Source organism: Rhizobium sophoriradicis (assembly GCF_025200795.1).
Classification (GTDB): Bacteria; Pseudomonadota; Alphaproteobacteria; order Rhizobiales; family Rhizobiaceae; genus Rhizobium; species Rhizobium sophoriradicis.
Genome location: NZ_CP104153.1, coordinates 158,886 through 179,419, shown reverse-complemented (window position 1 = coordinate 179,419; position 20,534 = coordinate 158,886). Strand labels below are relative to the sequence as shown.

Annotated in this window: 21 protein-coding genes; 3 read left to right on the top strand and 18 right to left on the bottom strand. The window is 61.0% G+C overall.

Going from position 1 to position 20,534, the window contains the following annotated elements; genetic code table 11:
• Positions 1–161: 161 nt before the first annotated feature.
• Entirely contained in the window at positions 162–392 is a 231-nt protein-coding gene (locus N2597_RS22805) for a hypothetical protein (RefSeq protein ID WP_183600208.1), read from the top strand.
• Between the two features lie 138 nt (positions 393–530).
• Here N2597_RS22805 and N2597_RS22800 read toward each other — a convergent pair whose 3' ends face one another.
• From N2597_RS22800 to N2597_RS22760, 9 genes are all read right to left on the bottom strand, one after another.
• Positions 531–1,217, bottom strand: coding sequence for a TetR/AcrR family transcriptional regulator (locus N2597_RS22800; protein ID WP_183600206.1), 687 nt, complete (start codon positions 1,215–1,217; stop codon positions 531–533).
• Between the two features lie 179 nt (positions 1,218–1,396).
• Entirely contained in the window at positions 1,397–2,146 is a 750-nt protein-coding gene (locus N2597_RS22795; protein ID WP_406549691.1) for an SDR family NAD(P)-dependent oxidoreductase, read from the bottom strand.
• Positions 2,147–2,276: 130 nt separating this feature from the next.
• The gene (locus N2597_RS22790) at positions 2,277–3,389 is read right to left on the bottom strand and encodes an acetoin dehydrogenase dihydrolipoyllysine-residue acetyltransferase subunit (RefSeq protein ID WP_183736578.1); all 1,113 of its coding nucleotides are present in this window, start codon (positions 3,387–3,389) and stop codon (positions 2,277–2,279) included.
• A gap of 5 nt (positions 3,390–3,394) precedes the next feature.
• A complete protein-coding gene (locus tag N2597_RS22785; RefSeq protein ID WP_341356251.1) occupies positions 3,395–4,402 on the bottom strand; it encodes an alpha-ketoacid dehydrogenase subunit beta in 1,008 nt (335 codons plus the stop codon).
• An 11-nt stretch (positions 4,403–4,413) separates the two neighbouring features.
• Entirely contained in the window at positions 4,414–5,391 is a 978-nt protein-coding gene (locus N2597_RS22780; RefSeq protein ID WP_341356253.1) for a thiamine pyrophosphate-dependent dehydrogenase E1 component subunit alpha, read from the bottom strand.
• 151 nt (positions 5,392–5,542) lie between these two features.
• Entirely contained in the window at positions 5,543–6,430 is an 888-nt protein-coding gene (locus tag N2597_RS22775; protein WP_183600172.1) for an alpha/beta fold hydrolase, read from the bottom strand.
• A gap of 113 nt (positions 6,431–6,543) precedes the next feature.
• Positions 6,544–8,274 (bottom strand): ABC transporter permease subunit, encoded by a 1,731-nt coding sequence (locus N2597_RS22770; protein ID WP_183600174.1) that lies wholly within the window; start codon positions 8,272–8,274, stop codon positions 6,544–6,546.
• Complete coding sequence (locus N2597_RS22765; RefSeq protein WP_039621824.1) at positions 8,267–9,349, bottom strand: ABC transporter ATP-binding protein; 1,083 nt, start codon at positions 9,347–9,349, stop codon at positions 8,267–8,269. The genes N2597_RS22770 and N2597_RS22765 overlap by 8 nt, the downstream gene beginning before the upstream one ends.
• A gap of 27 nt (positions 9,350–9,376) precedes the next feature.
• On the bottom strand, positions 9,377–10,486 hold the full coding sequence (locus tag N2597_RS22760; protein ID WP_183600176.1) for an extracellular solute-binding protein: 1,110 nt from the start codon (positions 10,484–10,486) through the stop codon (positions 9,377–9,379).
• 591 nt (positions 10,487–11,077) lie between these two features.
• On the opposite strand from N2597_RS22760, the gene N2597_RS22755 reads away from it, so the two are divergent.
• Complete coding sequence (locus N2597_RS22755; protein WP_183600178.1) at positions 11,078–11,905, top strand: putative hydro-lyase; 828 nt, start codon at positions 11,078–11,080, stop codon at positions 11,903–11,905.
• Between the two features lie 120 nt (positions 11,906–12,025).
• The gene (locus N2597_RS22750) at positions 12,026–12,964 is read left to right on the top strand and encodes a LysR family transcriptional regulator (RefSeq protein ID WP_183600180.1); all 939 of its coding nucleotides are present in this window, start codon (positions 12,026–12,028) and stop codon (positions 12,962–12,964) included.
• 57 nt (positions 12,965–13,021) lie between these two features.
• Here N2597_RS22750 and N2597_RS22745 read toward each other — a convergent pair whose 3' ends face one another.
• The 9 genes from N2597_RS22745 to N2597_RS22705 form a co-directional block, all read right to left on the bottom strand.
• Positions 13,022–13,315, bottom strand: a complete 294-nt coding sequence (locus tag N2597_RS22745) for a putative quinol monooxygenase (RefSeq protein WP_183600182.1) — start codon at positions 13,313–13,315, stop codon at positions 13,022–13,024.
• Positions 13,316–13,372: 57 nt separating this feature from the next.
• Positions 13,373–13,933: an OsmC family protein gene (locus N2597_RS22740; RefSeq protein WP_341356252.1), complete on the bottom strand. Its 561-nt coding sequence runs from the start codon at positions 13,931–13,933 to the stop codon at positions 13,373–13,375.
• 2 nt (positions 13,934–13,935) lie between these two features.
• Positions 13,936–14,352 (bottom strand): GlcG/HbpS family heme-binding protein, encoded by a 417-nt coding sequence (locus tag N2597_RS22735; RefSeq protein ID WP_183600184.1) that lies wholly within the window; start codon positions 14,350–14,352, stop codon positions 13,936–13,938.
• Positions 14,353–14,389: 37 nt separating this feature from the next.
• On the bottom strand, positions 14,390–15,145 hold the full coding sequence (locus N2597_RS22730) for an SDR family NAD(P)-dependent oxidoreductase (RefSeq protein ID WP_183600186.1): 756 nt from the start codon (positions 15,143–15,145) through the stop codon (positions 14,390–14,392).
• Positions 15,146–15,194: 49 nt separating this feature from the next.
• Positions 15,195–16,313, bottom strand: coding sequence for an acetoin dehydrogenase dihydrolipoyllysine-residue acetyltransferase subunit (locus tag N2597_RS22725; protein ID WP_183600188.1), 1,119 nt, complete (start codon positions 16,311–16,313; stop codon positions 15,195–15,197).
• 5 nt (positions 16,314–16,318) lie between these two features.
• Positions 16,319–17,326, bottom strand: coding sequence for an alpha-ketoacid dehydrogenase subunit beta (locus N2597_RS22720; protein ID WP_341356251.1), 1,008 nt, complete (start codon positions 17,324–17,326; stop codon positions 16,319–16,321).
• An 11-nt stretch (positions 17,327–17,337) separates the two neighbouring features.
• Positions 17,338–18,264, bottom strand: coding sequence for a thiamine pyrophosphate-dependent dehydrogenase E1 component subunit alpha (locus tag N2597_RS22715; RefSeq protein WP_341356260.1), 927 nt, complete (start codon positions 18,262–18,264; stop codon positions 17,338–17,340).
• 126 nt (positions 18,265–18,390) lie between these two features.
• Complete coding sequence (locus N2597_RS22710; RefSeq protein WP_341356250.1) at positions 18,391–19,437, bottom strand: ABC transporter permease; 1,047 nt, start codon at positions 19,435–19,437, stop codon at positions 18,391–18,393.
• Positions 19,438–19,518: 81 nt separating this feature from the next.
• Positions 19,519–20,457: a substrate-binding domain-containing protein gene (locus N2597_RS22705; RefSeq protein ID WP_183600218.1), complete on the bottom strand. Its 939-nt coding sequence runs from the start codon at positions 20,455–20,457 to the stop codon at positions 19,519–19,521.
• Positions 20,458–20,534: the final 77 nt, after the last annotated feature.

Genomic DNA, 20,534 nt, shown 5'->3' with positions numbered 1-20,534 from the left:
CGCATGCGCCGGTGCCCTGTTCCAGATCCCTGCGAGCCGCGAGGGCTCGATCGCCAATATTGCGATGTTAACGTATACAACATCACAAAAAACCCAATGTCAACGATTACATTTTCGTTGACGGCGGATTCGATCGGCGTAAGATGATTGAAAAAGGGGGAATGGAGATGCGCTATTACGGCGAAATTTCTGGTAATCGGGTCATCGTTCTCATAGCCCTCGCTCTCGCTGTCGCCATGCTATTGAACCTGCGCGCAGTTGCGACGTTTGTCGCACACGAGGGCAACATTCTAAGCGAATTGCAAAACCGGCAGGCTGAAGCCAAACTGGCGGCTTTCAGATATTACGTTCTTGGCGACGATAGCCAGGAGACGGCGGTTTTACACCGCTGAAGCACCCGGGACCGCGCACGTTGACAATCTGCCGGGGTACGCCGGAGCGGGGCCCTGCCGCGACGATCGAGGCGGTCAAGCACATCTCCTCCCTTCCCTTTGCCGTTCCTCGCAATGCTTGTCATCAAACCGGCCGGTTTATCCCCCGCTGCAGCTAAGCATGGCCCGAGCGATCTTTTCCTGCGACGTCAGGATCGTCCGTGACAGCAACACGGCCTGGTCGGCACATGCCTCGAGTTCGGCTGGATCCCCTGACCATTCGCACCATGTACTTGCTGCATCAAGCAGCGCCATTATGGCGCGAACAGCGCGTTTGCTCGGAAGATATCCCATCTCCTCTGCTGCCGTTTCAAAGAGACCTGCACAAAGATCCAGCCAGTGATCAATCTCATGACGGAACTCGATTTCCAGGAACCCTCCGATCCGGTCCATTCGGACAAGGAGATCCCATAGATCGCTTGCAGGATGCGAAATCTGCCGTTTTGCGGCTGTAACAACTAGGGCATCCCAGAATTCGTCGACGCTGCTTGTTTTGTCGATCGCCTCGAGAACGGCGTATCCCCAGTTGCTGTAGTGCCAGCGCAGCGACTCCGCGACGATTTCACTGCGTCCCTCGGGAAAATGAAAATAGATGCTGGAAGCCTTGACGTTGGCCTCCTTGGCGAGCAGCCGCATCGTCACCGCCGAATAACCCTCGTAGGTCGCGAGCTTTAAAAACACCTCGAGAATTCGGCGCCGCCCCGGGGTCAAGTCGGACCAATCGCGTTGATCCAGATGCTGCTTGAACAGATTGCGCGCGGTCATCACACGAGGCGGAAGGCTCATTATTACATAATCCTTACAGTGGGTGACGCAGTGAATGTCGCGACATCGTTCAAGTCAACAGCTTGCGGTGGCGCAAGCACCACCGATTGCTGCGGCCGATGCCAAACTTACGAAAGCTCAACACGTCAGTGCCGACTGAAACGGTCCTTCAGGCTCAGCGGGTGCCACGAAGTCGAACATCAGAACGGGTCTCGCGCGGCCGTGAGCCATCCGCCATCCATCACATAGGCGCTTCCATGAACGTAATCGGCGTCGTCGCTGCCGAGAAAGGCCGCCAGTTTCGCGATTTCTTCCGGTTGGCACCAGCGACGCGCGGGAACTTTGCTGATTGCAAGATCCATATCGGGCGATGCGGCGTTGTGCTCCGGCAGAGCCAAGGGCGTTGCCGTGGCTCCGGGGCAAATCGCGTTCACGCGGATCCCGCGCGCGCCGTACTCGAAGGTCATCTGACGCGTCAAGCCGATGACGCCGTGCTTGGAAGCGGTATAAGCCGACCCGCCGCCGGCTGCGCTGAACCCGGACGTCGACGAGGTGTTGATGATTGCACCTTTCCCCTGCGAAAGCATATGCGGAATAACCGCCCGGGCCATGAGGAAAGGACCGGTAAGATTGACGGCCAGAACCCTGTTCCATTCCTCGAGGCTGACCTCGTGGGCAGGAGCATGCCCGTCCAGAATTCCCGCATTGTTGCAAAGAAGATCGATTCTCTCCCAGCGCTCGATGATTGCTTTGACGGCGCTTTCGACGCTTCCTGCGTCGCTCACGTCTGCCTGCAGCGGATAGGCCCGATCCGGCGCAGAAAGTTTTTCGACGGTTTCGACAGCGCGAGCCAGATTGATGTCCAGAGCGGCGACGTAGGCGCCCCTGGACACAAATTCCCCGACCATGGCGCGTCCCATTCCGGAGCCTGCGCCTGTGATGACCACCACCCTACCGCTATAGTTACTCACGACAAATGCCTTCCTTTTCTGTGTTTGGCGAGGGACGGTTACCAGTCAGATGCACCGCCTGTTTTCCATTAGCTGCTTGAACAGTTCGTCGGGCCTTGCCCGATTAATTTCAGGCCTTCCGGATATTTTCGAGGATTGCCTGGTTGACGCTGGCGGATGCCTCCATTTGCGGCATATGGCCGGTATCTGGCAGGATGCGCAGGGTGAGGTTTGCCGGGAGGGTGCCGGCGTCTGGGACGGGCACGATCTGGTCCTTTTCGCCCCAGATCAGCATGACGGGGCAATTGAGGCCGGCAAGCGGTTCACGGATCGACAGCAACTGGCCGTCTTCTCCGGCGATGGTGTCGGCGATTGCCGTCAACGCCTCCGGCACGCCTTCGAGCCGCTTGAAGCGCAGGGTTCCTTCGACCATGTCGTTGGTGATCTTGGCGGGATCGGCAAACAGCCGCTCGAGCACGTTCAGAAGCGGCCGGCGCCGTTCGGCGGCGACGAAGTCGACCAGGAAGTCGCGGCTCATCTGCCGGCTCAAGCCGACCGGCGCGATCAATGTCAGCGAAGCCACGCGCGACGGCTGCGCGGCGGCGATCCGTGCGGCGACGGCGCCGCCGAAGGAATGGCCGACGAGATGGAGCCTGCCGGGCGCAAGATCCTGGACCGCGGCGCTGACGGCCGAGGTTATTTTGGCAAGCACATCACCGTCGACGGGCGACGAGGCGCCGTGCCCCGGCAGATCGACCGCGATCGTGCGGATCGTCTCGGCCAGCGGCGGCTGGTTGAACAGCCAGGTCGACAGATCGCCGCCGAAGCCGTGCAGGAACAGGACGACATCGTCGCCCTCGCCGGCTTCGAGCAGGTTGACCGTGCCGCCCTCGACCTCGACGATGCGCGGTGCTGCGCTGCCGGCGTCACCGCCCTCGCCCGCCCCCAGCCGGTCGGCATAGGTTTCGATGAAGGCGTCGATCTCCTCGGCGGTCGCGGCATCGTCGGTGATGACGCCGGCCAGGGCGCCGACCGGCGCCGTCGTACCCTGCTGCAGCACGATGCGCCGCAAGGTGCCGCTTGCCGCCGCCTCCAGGACATTGGTGACCTTGGTCGTCTCGATCTCGAGGATTTCCTGACCGCGGGCGATGGTGTCGCCCTCGTTGACCATCCATTGGGTGATCGTGCCTTCGGTCATCGTCATTCCCCATTTGGGAACGGTGACAGCTTCGATAAGCGACATGGGCTTTACCTCTTTACGATGGATCTGGCGGCCTTGGCCACGGCGGCGGGCGTCGGCACATAGACGTCTTCGAGATTGGGGGCGTAGGGAACCGGCGTGTGCGGCGCCGTCACCAGTTTGATCGGCGCCTTCAGCGCGTCGAAGCATTTGTCGGCAAACAGCGCGGAGATGTCGGTGGCGACGCTGCAGCGCGGATTGGCCTCGTCGACGATGACGATGCGGCCGATCCCTTCGGCGACATCGAGCAGCGTCTCCTCGTCGAGCGGCGAGGTGGTGCGGGGATCGACGATGCAGGCGGAGATGCCGTCCGCCGCAAGCTGGCGGGCCGCTTCCTCGGCGACGCCGACCATCCGTCCGATCGCCACGATCAGCACATCCTTGCCGTCGCGCACCACCCGGGCTTCGCCGAACGGGATGGTATAGGAGGCGTCGGGCACCTCGCCGACGGTGTCGTAAAGCATCTTGTGTTCGAGGAAGATGACCGGGTCGTCGTCACGGATGGCCTGCAGCAGCAGCCCCTTGGCGTCATAGGGATTGGAGGGGATGACGACCTTGAGGCCGGGAATATGGGTGAAGATCGGATAGAGCGCCTGGGTGTGCTGGGAGCCGGAACGGCTGCCGGCGCCATAGGTGGCGCGGATGACGAGCGGCGTCTTGGCGCGGCCGCCGAACATATAGCGGAACTTGGCGGCCTGGTTCATGATCTGGTCGAGGCAGACGCCGGCAAAGTCGACGAACATGATCTCGGCGATCGGGCGCAGGCCGGTCAGGGCAGCGCCGGCGGCGGCGCCGATGAAGGCGGCTTCGCTGATCGGCGTATCGCGGATGCGCTCGGGCCCGAACGCATCGAGCAGTCCGCGGGTGACCCCGAACGGGCCGCCCCAGGCATCCTTGACGCCGTTGGCGCCGGCGCCGCCTGTCAGATCCTCACCCATCATGATCACGCGCGGATCACGGGCCATTTCCGAATGGAGCGCCTCGTTGAGGGCCTGGCGGAAGGATTTCTTGGGCATGATCGTCGTCCTTACAGATACTTGACGTAGACGTCGGTGGTCAGAGCCGACAAGGGCGGGAAGGGTGCGGCCCGCGCGGCAGCGACGGCGCGGTCGATTTCGGCGTCAACCGCCCGATCGACGGCGTCGAGTTCGGCCGCCTCGAGCAGCGACACCTCGGCGACCCGCTTGCGGAAGTTGGTCAGGCAGTCGCGCTCCCGGCGCATTGCCGCCTTTTCCTCCGGTGTGCGGTAGTTGTCGGGATCGCCGCTATAGTGGCCGTAATAGCGCGGCACATGGACATGCAGCATCGTCGGCCCGCCACCGTTGCGGGCGCGGGCAATCGCAACGCCCGCCGCTTCATAGACGCTGAACACATCGGTCCCATCGACCTCGATGGCGGGGATGTCGAAGCTTTCGGCGCGGCGGGTGAAGCTGCCGGCGGAGACGTGCTCGTTGGCGGTGGCTTCGCCGAAACCATTGTCCTCGATGACGAAGACGATCGGCAGCATCCAGATCTTGGCGAGGTTGAAGCTCTCGGACATGACGCCCTCGTTCATCGCGCCGTCGCCGGCAAAGGCGACGGCGACGTGCCTGGTGCCGAGAAGCTTGGCGCTCAGGGCCGCACCGCAGGTGATCGGCGCGCCTGCCGCGACGATGCCGTTGGCGCCGAGCATGCCCTTGCGCAGATCGGCGATGTGCATCGACCCGCCCTTGCCGCCGCAGGTGCCGCTCGCCTTGCCGAACAGTTCCGCCATCATGCTGTCGATATCGACGCCCTTGGCGATCGAGTGACCATGGCCGCGATGGGTGGAGGAGATGTAGTCGCCCTCGTCGAGATGCAGGCAGACCCCGACGGCGCTTGCCTCCTCACCGGCATAAAGATGGGTATTGCCGGGAATGTCGCCGCTTGCCATCTCGTCCATCACCCGCTCCTCGAAGCGGCGGATCATCCGCATGCTGCGGTAGACCTCGATCAGTTTGTCCTGTGGTAGCTGCAAGCCAGACATTGCTTCCCTCCTTTGAGATCTCTGCGGCAAATGTTGATGCGTGCCACTCGCAACGTTATCGGCGCCGACGGTAGGCTGCGGTCGATCACCGCGACCAACCGCAGCCGGAACAACCCATCCCTCTTGGGCAGGATGGGTCGTCGATATGGGTTCACTTGAAAAACTGCAGGAGCTCGCGCACCAGCGCTTCCGGTTGTTCTTCTGCCAGATAGTGGCCGCAATTTTCGATCGCGGTTCCACGGACATTGGTCGCGATTTTCTGCAATTGCGCGACGAGGTCAGGCATGGAGCCTTGATCTGCGCGAACGGCCAGGACTGGCATTTCAAGCTTTCCCTTGGCGGCAAGCTCCCGGTTCTGCTCCGCCGACAGCGACACTGCCCGGTAATAGGCAAGACCACCCTTCAGGCCGCCGTAGAGGAAAACGCGCAGGTATTCGTCGACATCGCTTTCGGAAAACACTTGCGGATTGGCCGCTTTGCGTTGCAGGAACCAGTTGAGATAGATGTCTTCCCGACCTTCAATGAGCGCCTCCGGCAAGTCGGGGACGTTGTGAAAGGCAACGTGCCATGTGCGCCAGGCGACTTCGGGCGACCAGGGCAGAGCATCGGGAAGACTGATGCCGGGGATTCCCGTATCGAGAATGGCCAGGCCTAGAACGCTGTTTCCGTAAAGCGCTGCGTAGGGATAGGCGGCCCAGGCGCCGATATCATGGGCTACAAGGTAGTGTCGATCGGCACCCAATTTTTCGACAAGGCCACGCACGATCTTGGCAATGCCTGTCGTATCGCAGCCGCCAACCGGACGATCTGAATCACCTTGCCCGGGAAGATCCAGCGCAATGACCCGGTATTTGGCGGCGAGCGCCGGCAGGATCTTACGCCACGCGTACCAGCTCTGGGGAAATCCGGCGAACAATACGACCACCTCGCCGTCTGGACGCCCTCCGCTGACATGGTGCAGCCTCACACCGTTGACCGTCGAGAAGCCTCGGTCAAATCCCTCGATGCCGCTCATCGGCCAATCCAGTCTTTCCACCATCGCAGTCTCCTTCTTTAGAAAACTCATCCTTGGGCGGATGACGCATCAAACGGCGCTCAACCGATTGTCGTTGCCGCCCCGTCCTGGTCGACGAGAACCCATCTCGCTGCTCATCAGCGGCCTGCGTGGGCGTGCTTCGCGGCCGTTTTCCAGTTGCCGATCGTGACGATGACAAGACACATGATCAGCAGGATCGAGAACACCGCGTTGACCGATGGCGTGAAGCCAAAGCGCATCTGGTTGAAAACCCAGATCGGCAGGGTCGGCGCTCCGCCCGACAGGAACAGGGTCACCATGACATCGTCTGCCGAAAGGGTCAGGCCGAGAAAAGCGCCGGCCAGGATCGTTCCCTTGATCATCGGAAACAGCACATGCACGAAGCTTTGCCAGCGGCTCGCTCCAAGATCCAACGATGCTTCCATGAGGCTGGGATCGAGTCGGCGAAGCCGAACGAGCAGCAGCAGAAAGGTCACCGGCACGACGAAGCTCATCTGTCCGATGACGATGCGGGTGATGCCCGAGGGAATTCCGAAGATCTCCGTTCCGAGAACCATCTCGATCCCTAGCACGACGCCCGGTGTGGCGATCGGAAGCGCGAACGCCATTTCATAGAAGCGGGCACCCTTCAGCTTGGCGTAGTGGACAATCAGCGCAAATATCGTTCCGACCAGGACCGATATGGAAACCACGCATGCTGCGACGATCACCGAGCGCTGAGCCGCTTCGATCAGAGAAGGATCGTTCAGGAGCTGGTGGTACCAGTGCAGCGTCAGCCCTTCCAACGGAAGCGTTTGAAGGTTTGCCGAGTTGAACGAGAAGAGGATGATGATTACGAGCGGCGCATAGAGGTAGACAATGGCCGCGATATAGCCGATCCCTCCCAAACGCCGGCCGAAGCCGGTCGAGCTTGCCCCGCTTGGCGATGGGGATTGATCTCCTTCTCCGCCGATCATGACGCCCCGCACCGGGGTCAGGGCGATGATGATACCGAGAAGCACCACGACGCTCAGCATCAGGGCGACGGCAACGGCAGCCCCATAGGGCCAGTTGTTCGCGAAGCCGAATTGGGTCGAGATCACGACGCCCAGTGTGGTTCCGTCGATACCGCCGATCATTGCCGGGGTGACGAAATCACCAACGGTCACGAGGAAGGCAAGCGAAAAACCAATTGCCAGATTTCGTCGTGTCAGTGGCCAGATCAGATGAAGGAATGTCTGTAGCGCCGTCGCCCCTGAATCTTCCGAGGCTTCGATCAGATCGCTTGGGATCTTCTCGAACGCGCCCATGGTGGAAATGAAGATAAAGGGCACCGAAATATAAGCGAAGACGATGACGACGGAGCTTGGGCTGTAGAGAAACGCTTCGGACGGAGCATCGAGAATCCCGCTCGAGACAAGGAAGCCATTGAGAACACCGGATTGGCCAAGGATGACGCGCCACGCAAAGATCCGCATGAGCAGGCTGATCCAGAGAGGCAGGACGATAAGCATCGTCAGGAGCGCTTTATTTCGTTTGGCGACGCGCCCGACATAGAAGGCGAGCGGATAAGCGATGAGGGTCGCGAATATGCAGGCAAGGAAGCTGAACGAAAGCGTTCGCATCAGCAGGACCCAGAAACCCGCCGAATTCCACATCCTCGAATAGTTGACCAGCGATGGCTCGAAGATGATGACGCCCGCCGAGCTCTTCAGGAAGCTTATTCCGATCAGAAGCACGTTCGGCAGGACAACGATCAGAAACAGCCACGCCAATACCGGAACGCTCGAAAGGCGAAGGCCCAGCGGAAAACGTGCATGCCGCGCAGCGGCGCGTGCGGGCAGTGCTGGTGCAATGATCTCAGTCATGGAAGACCTGCGTGTTTGCTGCATCGAAGGCGACCCTGACCGGCTGGCCCACCGAGAATGTCGAGTGGCGCACCGCCGGCACCGTGCCGATGAGGTTGACGCCGCCGCAGCGGACGTTCACCTCGCAGTTGGTGCCGAGGAAAAGGACATCTTCCACGACGCCGGGAATGGTGTCGGGCGCCCCTTCCGCGTCATCGAGCGGTTTCACCTGTATCGCTTCGTACCTGATCGCCATCCTCGCCGTTCCGCCCTTTTTGGCAGTCAGTCCCGGAACCATGATCCCCTCCACGCGTCCCACGAATCCGGTATCGGACGGTTCGAAATTGACGGCGACGAGATTGGAGCGGCCGACGAAACGCGAAACGAACTCGTTTTGCGGGGCAAAATATATTTCGCGGGGGGTGGCGAGCTGGGCTATCTTGCCGTCCTGCAGGACGACGACGCGGTCAGACATCGACAGGGCTTCGCCCTGGTCGTGCGTCACATACATGAATGCGATGCCGAGCTCTTTCTGCAGCGCCACCAATGTGTGTTGCATTTGCTGGCGCAAGCGGAGATCGAGAGCGGCGAGCGGTTCGTCGAGAAGCAGAAGTCTCGGTCGCGATACGATGGACCGAGCCAGCGCAGCACGCTGACGCTGGCCGCCGGAAAGCTGGTGCGGGAACCGGTCGGCAAAGGTCGCCATTTCGGTAAGCGCCAGCGCTTCCTCGGCTTTTGCCCGCCGGGTCGGCTTCGCCTCGCCTTTCATCCGGAGCGGATATTCGACGTTTTCCCGCACCGTGAGGTGCGGGAAAAGGGCATAGCTCTGGAACACGGTTCGGACATCCCGCTTGTTCGGAGCGACCGAGTTGACCACCTCACCTGCCATGACGATTTGGCCGGTATCGGGCTTTTCGAAGCCGGCCACCGTCCTTAGGATTGTCGTCTTTCCAGAGCCGCTCGGCCCGAGGATCGAAAAGAATTCCCCGGGCTTGACCGAGAAAGACACCTGGTCCAGCGCCGGTTTTTGGGCGCCGTCATAGGTTTTCGAAACGCCGACGAGCGAAAGCACGGAGCCGGTTTCATGTGTTCCCATTGTCGTTCTCCAGCTGGACTGCGAGCGTCAGAGCGTGCCGGCCAGGAAGTCATTCCAGAGCTGAATACGACGTTCGACATCCTCGGGTTCTTTGAAGAAGACGAGATTGTCCTTGAAGCTCGGATCATCGGAGTCGAGAATATTGGTGTTCTTCAGCTCGTCTTCGGTCAGGCCCGCTTCGCGCGCCGCCACCGGCGTCAAAACGCCGTTGCTTCCTGAAAACTTCATGAACCGCGCCTGCCACTTCGCAGACATGGTGTCATTGAGGAATTTGTAGACGACGTCACGCTGTCCTTTCGGGGTGACAAAGGTCCCTTCGATCCAGGCGGGCGTGCCTTCCTTCGGCAGCGAATATTTCGCGTTGAGCCCCTTCTTCTTCAGGATGTTGACGACGGTCACATTGTGGCAGTAGCCGAGAATCGCTTCGCCCGAGGCATAGACGTTTGCGGCATCGTCGAAGCCTCGGGTGACCACGCGCACCTGGGCTCGCAGCTCGCGCAACGCATTGGTGACAAGGGTGAACTCGTCCTCGGTCAAATTGAACGGATTTTTCGCACCGACATATAGCGCGACCATGGGGATCGTGACGGTTGCGTCATCGAATATCGTGACTTTCCCCTGGTAGGTCTTGTCCCAAAGGGCGGCCCAACTCGTCGGCGCAGACTTGATCGCATCGGCGTTATACTGCAGGGGCTGCGTTCCCCAATGCAGGGGGATGCCCATTAGTGCGCCGTCGACGGTTAGCGGCTCGCGCCAGTTCAGCCCGGGCAGGATGTTGGAAATATTGGGGACCTTCGAGATATCGAACGGAGTGATCTGGCCCGCCTTCTTCAGCCGGCCCGCCGTCGAGGCCTCCGAATAGATGACATCGGGCTTCACGGCGCCGGACTGAAGCTGGGCGAATACCTCATCGAGCGAGGAGATGATCACCGGCTTGATTTCGGTCCCGTTGGCCGCCTGCCATTCCGCGATCCACTCCGGTTCGTCATAGGTCTCCCACGTCAGCAAAGTGATTGGCTCTTCCGCTGCCCATGCGCTCCTGATGACGGCTGGGGCAAAGAGAGACGCGGATAGAGCCGCGCCCCCGAACTTCAAAGTCTGGCGGCGGGTGATGGATAGAGACGTTTTGTTGGTCATCGCTGACTCCCTTCTGACAATGTTGAAACAGCTGCAGAAGGGGCGTTGCGCGCCACCACTGCTCCCCTGGGTTTATTGGTCAACCTAACGTTCGTTAGGTTGACCAGGTGAGTATTGCTCCCTATTTGACGCCTGTCAACCAAGTAAAAATAGGTATATATAATTGTTTTTACTTGGAAATTGGCCGCGTTAAAGAACAGCCCTCAGATCGTTTGAAATGAGAATTGCAGTGGAGTTGGATCGCGGTTTCGAGCACTCGGGGCTACGGACGAATTCGAAGATGACAATCCGTCTTAGCTTGCGGCAACCGCCGCCATTCCCAGGAGTGATGACACGAATGACCTCCCAATCATGGTGTTTCAGAGCGGATTTTCCTGCCAGGGCGGCCTGAGGTCAAATCGTCGTTGGCGATGGGGTCTGATAACGCAGTTCTATCAGCGGCCCGTCAAAATGGTTGGTCGAGTCCGAAGTTTGTTCTCGCGCATGTTGGTGATCAGCAGAATCTATCTGAGGTCATCGAATATGGAGATTTGACGAAAGAGCGTGGAACGGTGAGTTCTTGCACATGTGTGCGCTAACAGGGACTTGGTGATGGACAGGCTTGAAACGGTGTTGGATCGTCAGCCGGAGCAGATTCGCCTCGATGTCAGGAGTGGCGCGATCGCCGGACAGACTTCCGGGATGGCCCCAGGTTTTGCGCAAGGAAACCTGGTGATCCTGCCCAAGCAGTGGGCGAGAGATTTTCTGAGGTTCTGCCTGGAAAATCCCAAGCCATGCCCATTGCTCGCCGTCGGAAATCCCGGCGACCCGTCCCTCGCCAATGCCGGTCGGAACATCGACATCCGGTCCGATGTGCCGAGTTACCGGGTCTTCCGGGACGGGCGGCTGACGGAGGAGATCTCCGATATCCGCCACATCTGGCGGGATGATTTCGTTTCCTTCTTGATCGGCTGCTCGTTTTCCTTCGAGTGGGCTCTCTTGAACGCAGGCATTGGCGTTCGTCATATCGAACTCGGTTCGAACGTACCGATGTACAGGACGAATATCGACTGCGTCTCGGCAGGCCCGTTCTGCGGGCAGTTCGTGGTCTCGATGCGACCGATGAAGCCGGCCGAGGCCATAAGGGCGATCGAAATTACAGCGGCAATGCCGCAGGTCCATGGAGCACCGGTGCATTTCGGTGATCCCCGGGCGATTGGAATCACGGATCTGTCCCGTCCCGACTTCGGCGACAGCGTTCCGGTCAAGGAAGGTGAAGTGCCTGTCTTCTGGGCGTGTGGCGTCACGCCGCAGATGGCTTTGGCGCAAGCCAAACCGCCGATCGCAGTGACCCATAGTCCTGGATGCATGCTGATCACGGATATACGCGACGAGAATCTTCTGAACGGGACGTTCCGGTTCGAGGCGCCAGCCCTATAGTGCGAAGACTCGGTCTCGTGACACAGGCGAGGAGATTGCCTATCCTCTCGCCGAGGCAGCTTGCATCCGGTCTCATAGTCGTCAATGGTTACCCGTTGTTGTTGAGAACAGGTGGGCCTGATGATTGACCTGCGCACCTTGGAGACCTTCTGTATTGTGGCTCAGACGGGCGGCTTCCACCGTGCCGCCGAAAAGCTCCACACCACGCAGCCGGCGGTTTCCGCGCGCATTGCGCAGCTTGAACAGGAGCTCAAGGTGCGGCTGTTCGAGCGGGACAAGCGTGGCAGCCGTCTCACGGTCAAAGGGCGTGAAATTCTGAAATATGCAGAGCGCATGCTGGCGCTGCGGACCGAAATGGTGCTCGCCGTGGCCGGCGCGAATGCCTTGGAGGGGACCGTGCAGCTCGGTGTATCGGACACCATCGTCCACACATGGCTGCCGGAATTGCTAAAGCGACTGAACCATGAATACCCGTCCATCACACTAGAAATCAACGTCGACGGGTCCGCCAACCTCGCAGCCGCCCTTCAGGAAAACAGCATCGATGTCGCATTCCTCATGGGACCGGTGATTTCAGGAAACGTCGCCAATCTGCCGCTTTGCGAATATCCCCTGAACTGGGTGGTTCCGGCGGGCTTCCCCTTGGGGCCGGAGGCTGTGACGCTGGAGGAGCTCACGGCATTTCCGATCATCACCTTTGCACGACAGACCCAACCTTTTCGGGAACTCACGGAGCTTTTCAATAGGGCCCATCAGCAGCGCGTCCGGCTGTTTCCGAACTCCTCGCTGTCTTCGATCGTTCGCATGACCCTTGATGGTATTGGAATTGCTGCCATACCCGTCGAGGTCGTCTCGGATCACCTCGCAAGCGGCAAGCTGCGCGTGCTCGCGACTGTCGGCCAAACAATGCCGACTATGGCGTTCACGGCAAGCTTTATCAAACGTCCCGAAACGCACTTGAACGGCGTCGTGGCCGAGCTAGCGCAGAAGGTTGCGGGACAATACGGACTGCCTTCGGGTGGTCTTACAGCTGAAGACCACCCTATCGGTATAGATTGATCGGGTGTGGCTTTCCATGTGCAGCCCGCGGCAGTCCGCCGGGAGCCCGTGGGCTGGTCAGGAAACGCGCCTGTACTTGTCCAACTTGACCGACTGTATCCACTGACCGGCGCGCGCGCCGAACGCCTTCATTGACTCGGTATTGTTGTGTACTTCCAGCGATTGCTCGTCCTCCCAGATCTCATAGAAGACGAACTCGCCCGGGCGCTCCAGCGATTCATGGAGATCATACTGGACGAAGCCGGGCTCCTTTTGCGCGATGGGGATCAGCGTCAGAAGCGCCTCTCGAAGCTGTTCATGCTTTCCTTCGTTCGCCGTTACCGTGGCGACAACAACAAGCTTATCTTTCATTCCGCACCTTCCTTTCGACAGTGAGAAAACGTGTACGACCACCGCTGCCGTTGGATGTCAGCCCAATTCGATCGACACGTGGGTTTTGATAGAATTTGCGATGAAGCATCCTTTATGAGCTCGATGATGCAGTCGAGACAGCGTTTCGCGATCTGGCTGTTTCTGCGAACTAAAGGATGCTTTGGGATGGAGGACGATATCCGACACCCAGAAGGTCCCGTCCGGGTTCTTCGATACCTTGCCGACGGCATCATCCTCGTAGCTGCTGACGACATAGCCGTTGCCCTCGCAGATCGCGAGAAAGTAGAGCATGTGGCAGCTTGCCAGGGCATTGACGAGAAGCTGCTCGGGATCGGCAAGATCGCTGTTTCCGAGATAGGCAGACGCGGCAGACACCGCCACGGAGACCTGCGCGCTGTATGTCGCCTTATGATCCCGGCTGTAGGTCGCCGGCTGTTGCGCGTGCGGCGCTGCCTTCCATTCAAGGCGGATAGAGTGCTCAGACATGATTTCATCCTGATTGTTCGGCTTGGGACGTATCCCCGTTGTCAGCCATGGAAAGTTTGGGCGATGCCGCCTCAATGGTGGCAGCGCCTCTCCTTCGAGCGTGTCAAGCACGCTTAACCGCCTTGCAGCACCGCCGCCATCACCTCAGCAATGGCGATGTCGGCAGCCACCGGGCCCCCCGAGGCGCCGACTCCTCCGATCACGGTCTTTCCGTCGTGCACCGGCAGGCCACCACCGAAAACAACGAACGGCCGGCGTCCGCCGAGGGCATCCAGCCCGTAGAGCGCGCCGCCCGGCTGGACCAGGTCCAACCAGTTGCCGGAGGGCGAGCGCAGGGCAAGAGCGGTGTACGCCTTGCCTTGCGCGATTTCGACGGTAGACAGCGCAGCGTCGTCAGCGCGCAGGAAGGCAAGCAGATTGCCGCCGGCATCAACGATCGCCAGGGACGAAGGCTCGCCGAGCTCTCTTGCTTTGGCTGCGCCGGCTTCAAGGGCTTTGAGAGCCGCCTCATGTGTAATCAACTTGATCATGTTCTTGCCTTTCTGTGCTTTCGATCGTTGCCCGCAATCAGTTGTAGATGCCGCCGTCGACGTTGATCGCCTGGGCCGTCACGTAGGAAGCCTCGTCGGAGGCGAGATAGACGAAGAGCGGTGCGACCTCCTGAGGCGTGGCTTGCCGACCAAGCGGAATGACGATCGGGACCAGCGATTCCTGCTTTTCCCGCCCCCCGATGAAGTCGATGACCGGCTGGTTGAACGGGGTGTCGATCCATCCCGGGCACACGGCATTGACCCGGATACCGTCGCGCGCCAGTTCGATTGCGAGCGTGGTCGTGAGGCCGATGATCGCGGCTTTGGACGAGGAGTAACCGACCAGGCCCGGGGCGCCGCGCTTGCCGGCAAGCGAAGACATCATCACGATGGAAGACTTGCCGGCGGCCCGCAGATGTTTCACCGACTCCCTGGCGAAGATGAAATTGGCGCGGACATTGATGGTGAACACCCTATCCCAGTCACGCGTGGAAAAGTCTTCGACCTTGCCGGAAAGCTGGATACCCGCATTAAGGCAGAGCGTGTCCATTCCCTTCATCCAGGCGACCGACTGGTTGATTGCCGCCTTGATTTCGTCTTCCTGCGAAATATCCGCCTTGAAAAATCGGACCCGGTCGCCGAACCGCTTTTCGACTTCACTGCCCTTGGCAGCGTCGATATCGACCACAGAAACGGTTGCACCCTCGGCAACAAAAGCCTCCAGAATGGCAAGGCCGATATTTGCCACGCCTCCGGTAAGGAGGACGCGCTTTCCTGACAAACGTTGAGACATGGATGTACTCCCGATTGGATGGTTAAGTTCGTTTCACGGGGTTGCCCGATTAATTTGATGCTTTCCTGATATTTTCGAGGATTGCCTGGTTGACGCTGGCGGATGCCTCCATTTGCGGCATATGGCCGGTGTCGGGCAGGATGCGCAGGGTGACGTTTGCTGGGAGGGTGCCGGCGTCTGGGACGGGCACGATCTGGTCCTGTTCGCCCCAGATCAGCATGACGGGGCAGTTGAGACCGGCAAGCGTCTCACGGATCGACAGCAACTGGCCGTCTTCTCCGGCGATGGTGTCGGCGATTGCCGTCAATGCCTCCGGCACGCCTTCGAGACGTTTGAAGCGCAGGGTTCCCTCGACCATGTCGTTGGTGATCTTGGAGGGATCGGCAAACAGCCGCTCGAGCACGTTCAGAAGCGGCCGGCGCCGTTCGGCGGCGACGAAGTCGACCAGGAAGTCGCGGCTCATCTGCCGGCTCAAGCCGACCGGCGCGATCAATGTCAGCGAAGCCACGCGCGACGGCTGCGCGGCGGCGATCCGTGCGGCGACGGCGCCGCCGAAGGAATGGCCGACGAGATGGAGCCTGCCGGGCGCAAGATCCTGGACCGCGGCGCTGACGGCCGAGGTTATTTTGGCAAGCACATCACCGTCGACGGGCGACGAGGCGCCGTGACCCGGCAGATCGACCGCGACCGTGCGGATCGTCTCGGCCAGCGGCGGCTGGTTGAACAGCCAGGTCGACAGATCGCCGCCGAAGCCGTGCAGGAACAGGACGACATCATCGCCCTCACCGGCTTCGAGCAGGTTGACCGTGCCGCCCTCGACCTCGACGATGCGCGGTGCTGCGCTGCCGGCGTCACCGCCCGCGCCCGCCCCCAGCCGGTCGGCATAGGTTTCGATGAAGGCGTCGATCTCCTCGGCGGTCGCGGCATCGTCGGTGATGACGCCGGCCAGGGCGCCGACCGGCGCCGTCGTGCCCTGCTGCAGCACGATGCGCCGCAAGGTGCCGCTTGCCGCCGCCTCCAGGACATTGGTGACCTTGGTCGTCTCGATCTCGAGGATTTCCTGACCGCGGGCGATGGCGTCGCCCTCATTGACCATCCATTGGGTGATCGTGCCTTCGGTCATCGTCATTCCCCATTTGGGAACAGTGACAGCTTCGATAAGCGACATGGGCTTTACCTCTTTACGATGGATCTGGCGGCCTTGGCCACGGCGGCGGGCGTCGGCACATAGACGTCTTCGAGATTGGGGGCGTAGGGAACCGGCGTGTGCGGCGCCGTCACCAGCTTGATCGGCGCCTTCAGCGCGTCGAAGCATTTGTCGGCAAACAGCGCGGAGATGTCGGTGGCGACGCTGCAGCGCGGATTGGCCTCGTCGACGATGACGATGCGGCCGATCCCTTCGGCGACATCGAGCAGCGTCTCCTCGTCGAGCGGCGAGGTGGTGCGGGGATCGACGATGCAGGCGGAGATGCCGTCCGCCGCAAGCTGGCGGGCCGCTTCCTCGGCGACGCCGACCATCCGTCCGATCGCCACGATCAGCACATCCTTGCCGTCGCGCACCACCCGGGCTTCGCCGAACGGGATGGTATAGGAGGCGTCGGGCACCTCGCCGACGGTGTCGTAAAGCATCTTGTGTTCGAGGAAGATGACCGGGTCGTCGTCACGGATGGCCTGCAGCAGCAGCCCCTTGGCGTCATAGGGATTGGAGGGGATGACGACCTTGAGGCCGGGAATATGGGTGAAGATCGGATAGAGCGCCTGGGTGTGCTGGGAGCCGGAACGGCTGCCGGCGCCATAGGTGGCGCGGATGACGAGCGGCGTCTTGGCGCGGCCGCCGAACATATAGCGGAACTTGGCGGCCTGGTTCATGATCTGGTCGAGGCAGACGCCGGCAAAGTCGACGAACATGATCTCGGCGATCGGGCGCAGGCCGGTCAGGGCAGCGCCGGCGGCGGCGCCGATGAAGGCGGCTTCGCTGATCGGCGTATCGCGGATGCGCTCGGGCCCGAACGCATCGAGCAGTCCGCGGGTGACCCCGAACGGGCCGCCCCAGGCATCCTTGACGCCGTTGGCGCCGGCGCCGCCTGTCAGATCCTCACCCATCATGATCACGCGCGGATCACGGGCCATTTCCGAATGGAGCGCCTCGTTGAGGGCCTGGCGGAAGGATTTCTTGGGCATGATCGTCGTCCTTACAGATACTTGACGTAGACGTCGGTGGTCAGAGCCGACAAGGGCGGGAAGGGTGCGGCCCGCGCGGCAGCGACGGCGCGGTCGATTTCGGCGTCAACCGCCCGATCGACGGCGTCGAGTTCGGCCGCCTCGAGCAGCGACACCTCGGCGACCCGCTTGCGGAAGTTGGTCAGGCAGTCGCGCTCCCGGCGCATTGCCGCCTTTTCCTCCGGTGTGCGGTAGTTGTCGGGATCGCCGCTATAGTGGCCGTAATAGCGCGGCACATGGACATGCAGCATCGTCGGCCCGCCACCGTTGCGGGCGCGCCCAACGGCCTCGCCGGCCGCCTCATAGACGCTGAACACATCCGTCCCGTCCACCTCGATGGCGGGGATGTCGAAGCTTTCGGCGCGGCGGGTGAAGCTGCCGGCGGAGACGTGCTCGTTGGCGGTGGCTTCGCCGAAACCATTGTCCTCGATGACGAAGACGATCGGCAGCATCCAGATCTTGGCGAGGTTGAAGCTCTCGGACATGACGCCCTCGTTCATCGCGCCGTCGCCGGCAAAGGCGACGGCCACGTGCCTGGTGCCGAGAAGCTTGGCGCTCAGGGCCGCGCCGCAGGTGATCGGCGCACCTGCCGCGACGATGCCGTTGGCGCCGAGCATGCCCTTGCGCAGGTCGGCGATGTGCTGCGACCCGCCCTTGCCGCCGCAGGTGCCGCTCGCCTTGCCGAACAGTTCCGCCATCATGCTGTCGATGTCGACGCCCTTGGCGATCGAATGACCATGGCCGCGATGGGTCGAGGAGATGTAGTCGCCATCGTCCAGATGCAGGCAGACCCCGACGGCGCTTGCCTCCTCACCGGCATAAAGATGGGTGTTGCCGGGAATGTCGCCGGTCGCCATCTCGTCCATCACCCGCTCCTCGAAGCGGCGGATCATCCGCATGCTGCGATAGACCTCGATCAGTTTATCCTGTGGTAGCTGCAAACACCAGACATTGCTTCCCTCTTCAATTCGTTGAACGCCATCTTCTCTGGGCGGAATTTTTCTCGCCGAAGCGCAGTCGGCGCTTCACGCTCTTGCTTGTTTTGATCGCCTGTATTGGTCGATGACGACGGCAAGGACGATGATGGTTCCCTTGATGATCTCCTGGTAATAGGAGCCGATCTTGAGGAAGGTGAACCCTGAGGTGATGATGCCGAGGATGATGGTTCCGATCAGCGTTCCGGTGATGCGGCCGGAACCGCCGGCGAGCGATGTTCCGCCGATGACGGCGGCGGCAATGGCGTCGAGTTCGTAAGCGGTGCCCATGGTCGGCTGGGCCGATGCGGCCCGCGCCGCCGTGACCACTCCGGCCAGACCCGACAGCAGTCCGGCGACGGCATAGACCTTGATCAGATGGCCGCCGATATTGATGCCGGAGACGCGGGCGGCCTGGGGGTTGGAGCCGATCGCATAGGTATATTTGCCGTAGCGCGTGTAGCCGAGGGCGATATGGGAGAGCACGGCGACGGCGAGGAAGATGAGCACCGGCAGCGGCACGGGAAAGCCGAAGACAATGAAGCTCTTGCCGAGCCAGGTGAACTCCGGGGTTAGAAGCGCGATCGGCTGTCCCATCGTGTACCACTTGGCCACACCTCTGGCGCAGACCATCATGCCGAGTGTGGCGATGAAGGGGGGAATGCCGGTCTTGGCGATCAGCACCCCGCTGAACCAGCCGGCCAGCAGGCCGACGACGAGGCCGGCGAGGATCGGCCAGATCGGCGAAAGGTCGGTGAGGGCGGGATAAAGGGCGCGCACATCTGTCGAGCTTTGCGCCAGCGAGGCGGCGACCATGGCGGCCAGCCCAACCACCGAGCCGGAGGCCAGGTCGATGCCGCCAGTGATGATGACATGGGTGACGCCGACGGCAAGAATGCCGATCACCGAAACCTGCAGGATGATGATCGACAGGCGCTGCTCGTTGCCGAGGAACGAACTGCCGACGAAGACCCAGCCGAGGATCTCGAAGGCAAGAGCAATGCCGACCAGCACCATCAGCATCGACATCTCACTGTGAAACTTGCGCTTCACCACACGCTTTTCCGCCACAACCGTGGCCCCAGGGGTTATCGTCATTGCTGCAGACCTTCTGCGTTCTTTGCATAGAGGTTCCAGCTTCGGATGTGCCTTTGGGGCACATCCGAAGCCGAGCGGCGATCAGTTCTTGGCGAGGTATTTCTCGACATTGGCCGGATTGACCAGCTCATACGGAATCCACATCGGGGATTCGACTTTCTCGCCCTTGGCAAGTTTGACGGCAGCGTCCACCGAGCCGGCGCCCTGTCCGATCGCGTCCTGGAAGACGGTGACGTCGAGATCACCCTTTTGCATGTAATGCATCGCTTCCTTGGTGGCGTCGACACCGGCAACGACGACATCCTTCATGTCCCAGCCGGCCGCCTTCAGCGAGTTGACGGCGCCGATGGCCATTTCGTCGTTGTTGGCCAGCACCGCCGCCGGCTTGTAGCCGGCGGTGATCCAGTTGGTCATCAGGTCCTGTGCCTTGACCGGATCCCAGTTGGCCGACTGCTCGTCGATAATCTTCATGAAGTTGCATTCCGGCTTGGCCGCAACGTCATGAACCGCCTTGCTGCGCAACACGGCCGTCTCGTTCGCCAGAACACCCTGGATGATCAGAATGCCGGCCTCATCCGTCTTCTTGGCTTCCCTCAGGACGCGGCAGACTTCCTCTGCCTGCAACAAGCCGGCAACATGCTCGTCGGAACCGACGAACGCCGCCTTCGGCCCGAGCGTCTTGACGTCGCTCGGCGTGTTGTTGACGTAGACCAGCGGAATGCCGGCATCCGCCGCCATCTTGGTCATCGTCGGCGTGGCCGAAGTTTCCACCGTGTTGACGATGATCGCATCGACCTTGGCGGCAATGAAGTTTTGAACCTGCGACAGCTGCCGGTTGACGTCGCCTTCGGCAAATTCGATCTGCAGCGGTTGCTTCAGTTTGGCGGCCTCGTCCTTGATGCCCTGCACCAGAACCGCCAGGTTCGAGTCGGAGTGGGAAATGGTCACGCCGATGTCACCGGCATGGGCGGCAGACGCCGCAAGGGCCAGCATCGCAGTTCCAAGAATCATTCGTTTCATGTCGTTATTCCCCTGTTTCTTGATCGAGCGTCCGGAAGCACCCAGAATTATCCGGACCGTCCTCCTCCTGTTTTAAG

What these genes read in the sequence shown, in the direction of transcription:
- N2597_RS22805 (WP_183600208.1), top strand. Translation starts at nt 162, where the DNA reads ATGGAGATGCGCTATTACGGCGAAATTTCTGGTAATCGGGTCATCGTT.
- N2597_RS22800 (WP_183600206.1), bottom strand. Translation starts at nt 1,217, where the DNA reads ATGAGCCTTCCGCCTCGTGTGATGACCGCGCGCAATCTGTTCAAGCAG.
- N2597_RS22790 (WP_183736578.1), bottom strand. Translation starts at nt 3,389, where the DNA reads ATGTCGCTTATCGAAGCTGTCACCGTTCCCAAATGGGGAATGACGATG.
- N2597_RS22785 (WP_341356251.1), bottom strand. Translation starts at nt 4,402, where the DNA reads ATGCCCAAGAAATCCTTCCGCCAGGCCCTCAACGAGGCGCTCCATTCG.
- N2597_RS22780 (WP_341356253.1), bottom strand. Translation starts at nt 5,391, where the DNA reads ATGTCTGGCTTGCAGCTACCACAGGACAAACTGATCGAGGTCTACCGC.
- N2597_RS22775 (WP_183600172.1), bottom strand. Translation starts at nt 6,430, where the DNA reads ATGGTGGAAAGACTGGATTGGCCGATGAGCGGCATCGAGGGATTTGAC.
- N2597_RS22770 (WP_183600174.1), bottom strand. Translation starts at nt 8,274, where the DNA reads ATGACTGAGATCATTGCACCAGCACTGCCCGCACGCGCCGCTGCGCGG.
- N2597_RS22765 (WP_039621824.1), bottom strand. Translation starts at nt 9,349, where the DNA reads ATGGGAACACATGAAACCGGCTCCGTGCTTTCGCTCGTCGGCGTTTCG.
- N2597_RS22760 (WP_183600176.1), bottom strand. Translation starts at nt 10,486, where the DNA reads ATGACCAACAAAACGTCTCTATCCATCACCCGCCGCCAGACTTTGAAG.
- N2597_RS22755 (WP_183600178.1), top strand. Translation starts at nt 11,078, where the DNA reads ATGGACAGGCTTGAAACGGTGTTGGATCGTCAGCCGGAGCAGATTCGC.
- N2597_RS22750 (WP_183600180.1), top strand. Translation starts at nt 12,026, where the DNA reads ATGATTGACCTGCGCACCTTGGAGACCTTCTGTATTGTGGCTCAGACG.
- N2597_RS22745 (WP_183600182.1), bottom strand. Translation starts at nt 13,315, where the DNA reads ATGAAAGATAAGCTTGTTGTTGTCGCCACGGTAACGGCGAACGAAGGA.
- N2597_RS22735 (WP_183600184.1), bottom strand. Translation starts at nt 14,352, where the DNA reads ATGATCAAGTTGATTACACATGAGGCGGCTCTCAAAGCCCTTGAAGCC.
- N2597_RS22730 (WP_183600186.1), bottom strand. Translation starts at nt 15,145, where the DNA reads ATGTCTCAACGTTTGTCAGGAAAGCGCGTCCTCCTTACCGGAGGCGTG.
- N2597_RS22725 (WP_183600188.1), bottom strand. Translation starts at nt 16,313, where the DNA reads ATGTCGCTTATCGAAGCTGTCACTGTTCCCAAATGGGGAATGACGATG.
- N2597_RS22720 (WP_341356251.1), bottom strand. Translation starts at nt 17,326, where the DNA reads ATGCCCAAGAAATCCTTCCGCCAGGCCCTCAACGAGGCGCTCCATTCG.
- N2597_RS22715 (WP_341356260.1), bottom strand. Translation starts at nt 18,264, where the DNA reads ATGCGGATGATCCGCCGCTTCGAGGAGCGGGTGATGGACGAGATGGCG.
- N2597_RS22710 (WP_341356250.1), bottom strand. Translation starts at nt 19,437, where the DNA reads ATGACGATAACCCCTGGGGCCACGGTTGTGGCGGAAAAGCGTGTGGTG.
- N2597_RS22705 (WP_183600218.1), bottom strand. Translation starts at nt 20,457, where the DNA reads ATGAAACGAATGATTCTTGGAACTGCGATGCTGGCCCTTGCGGCGTCT.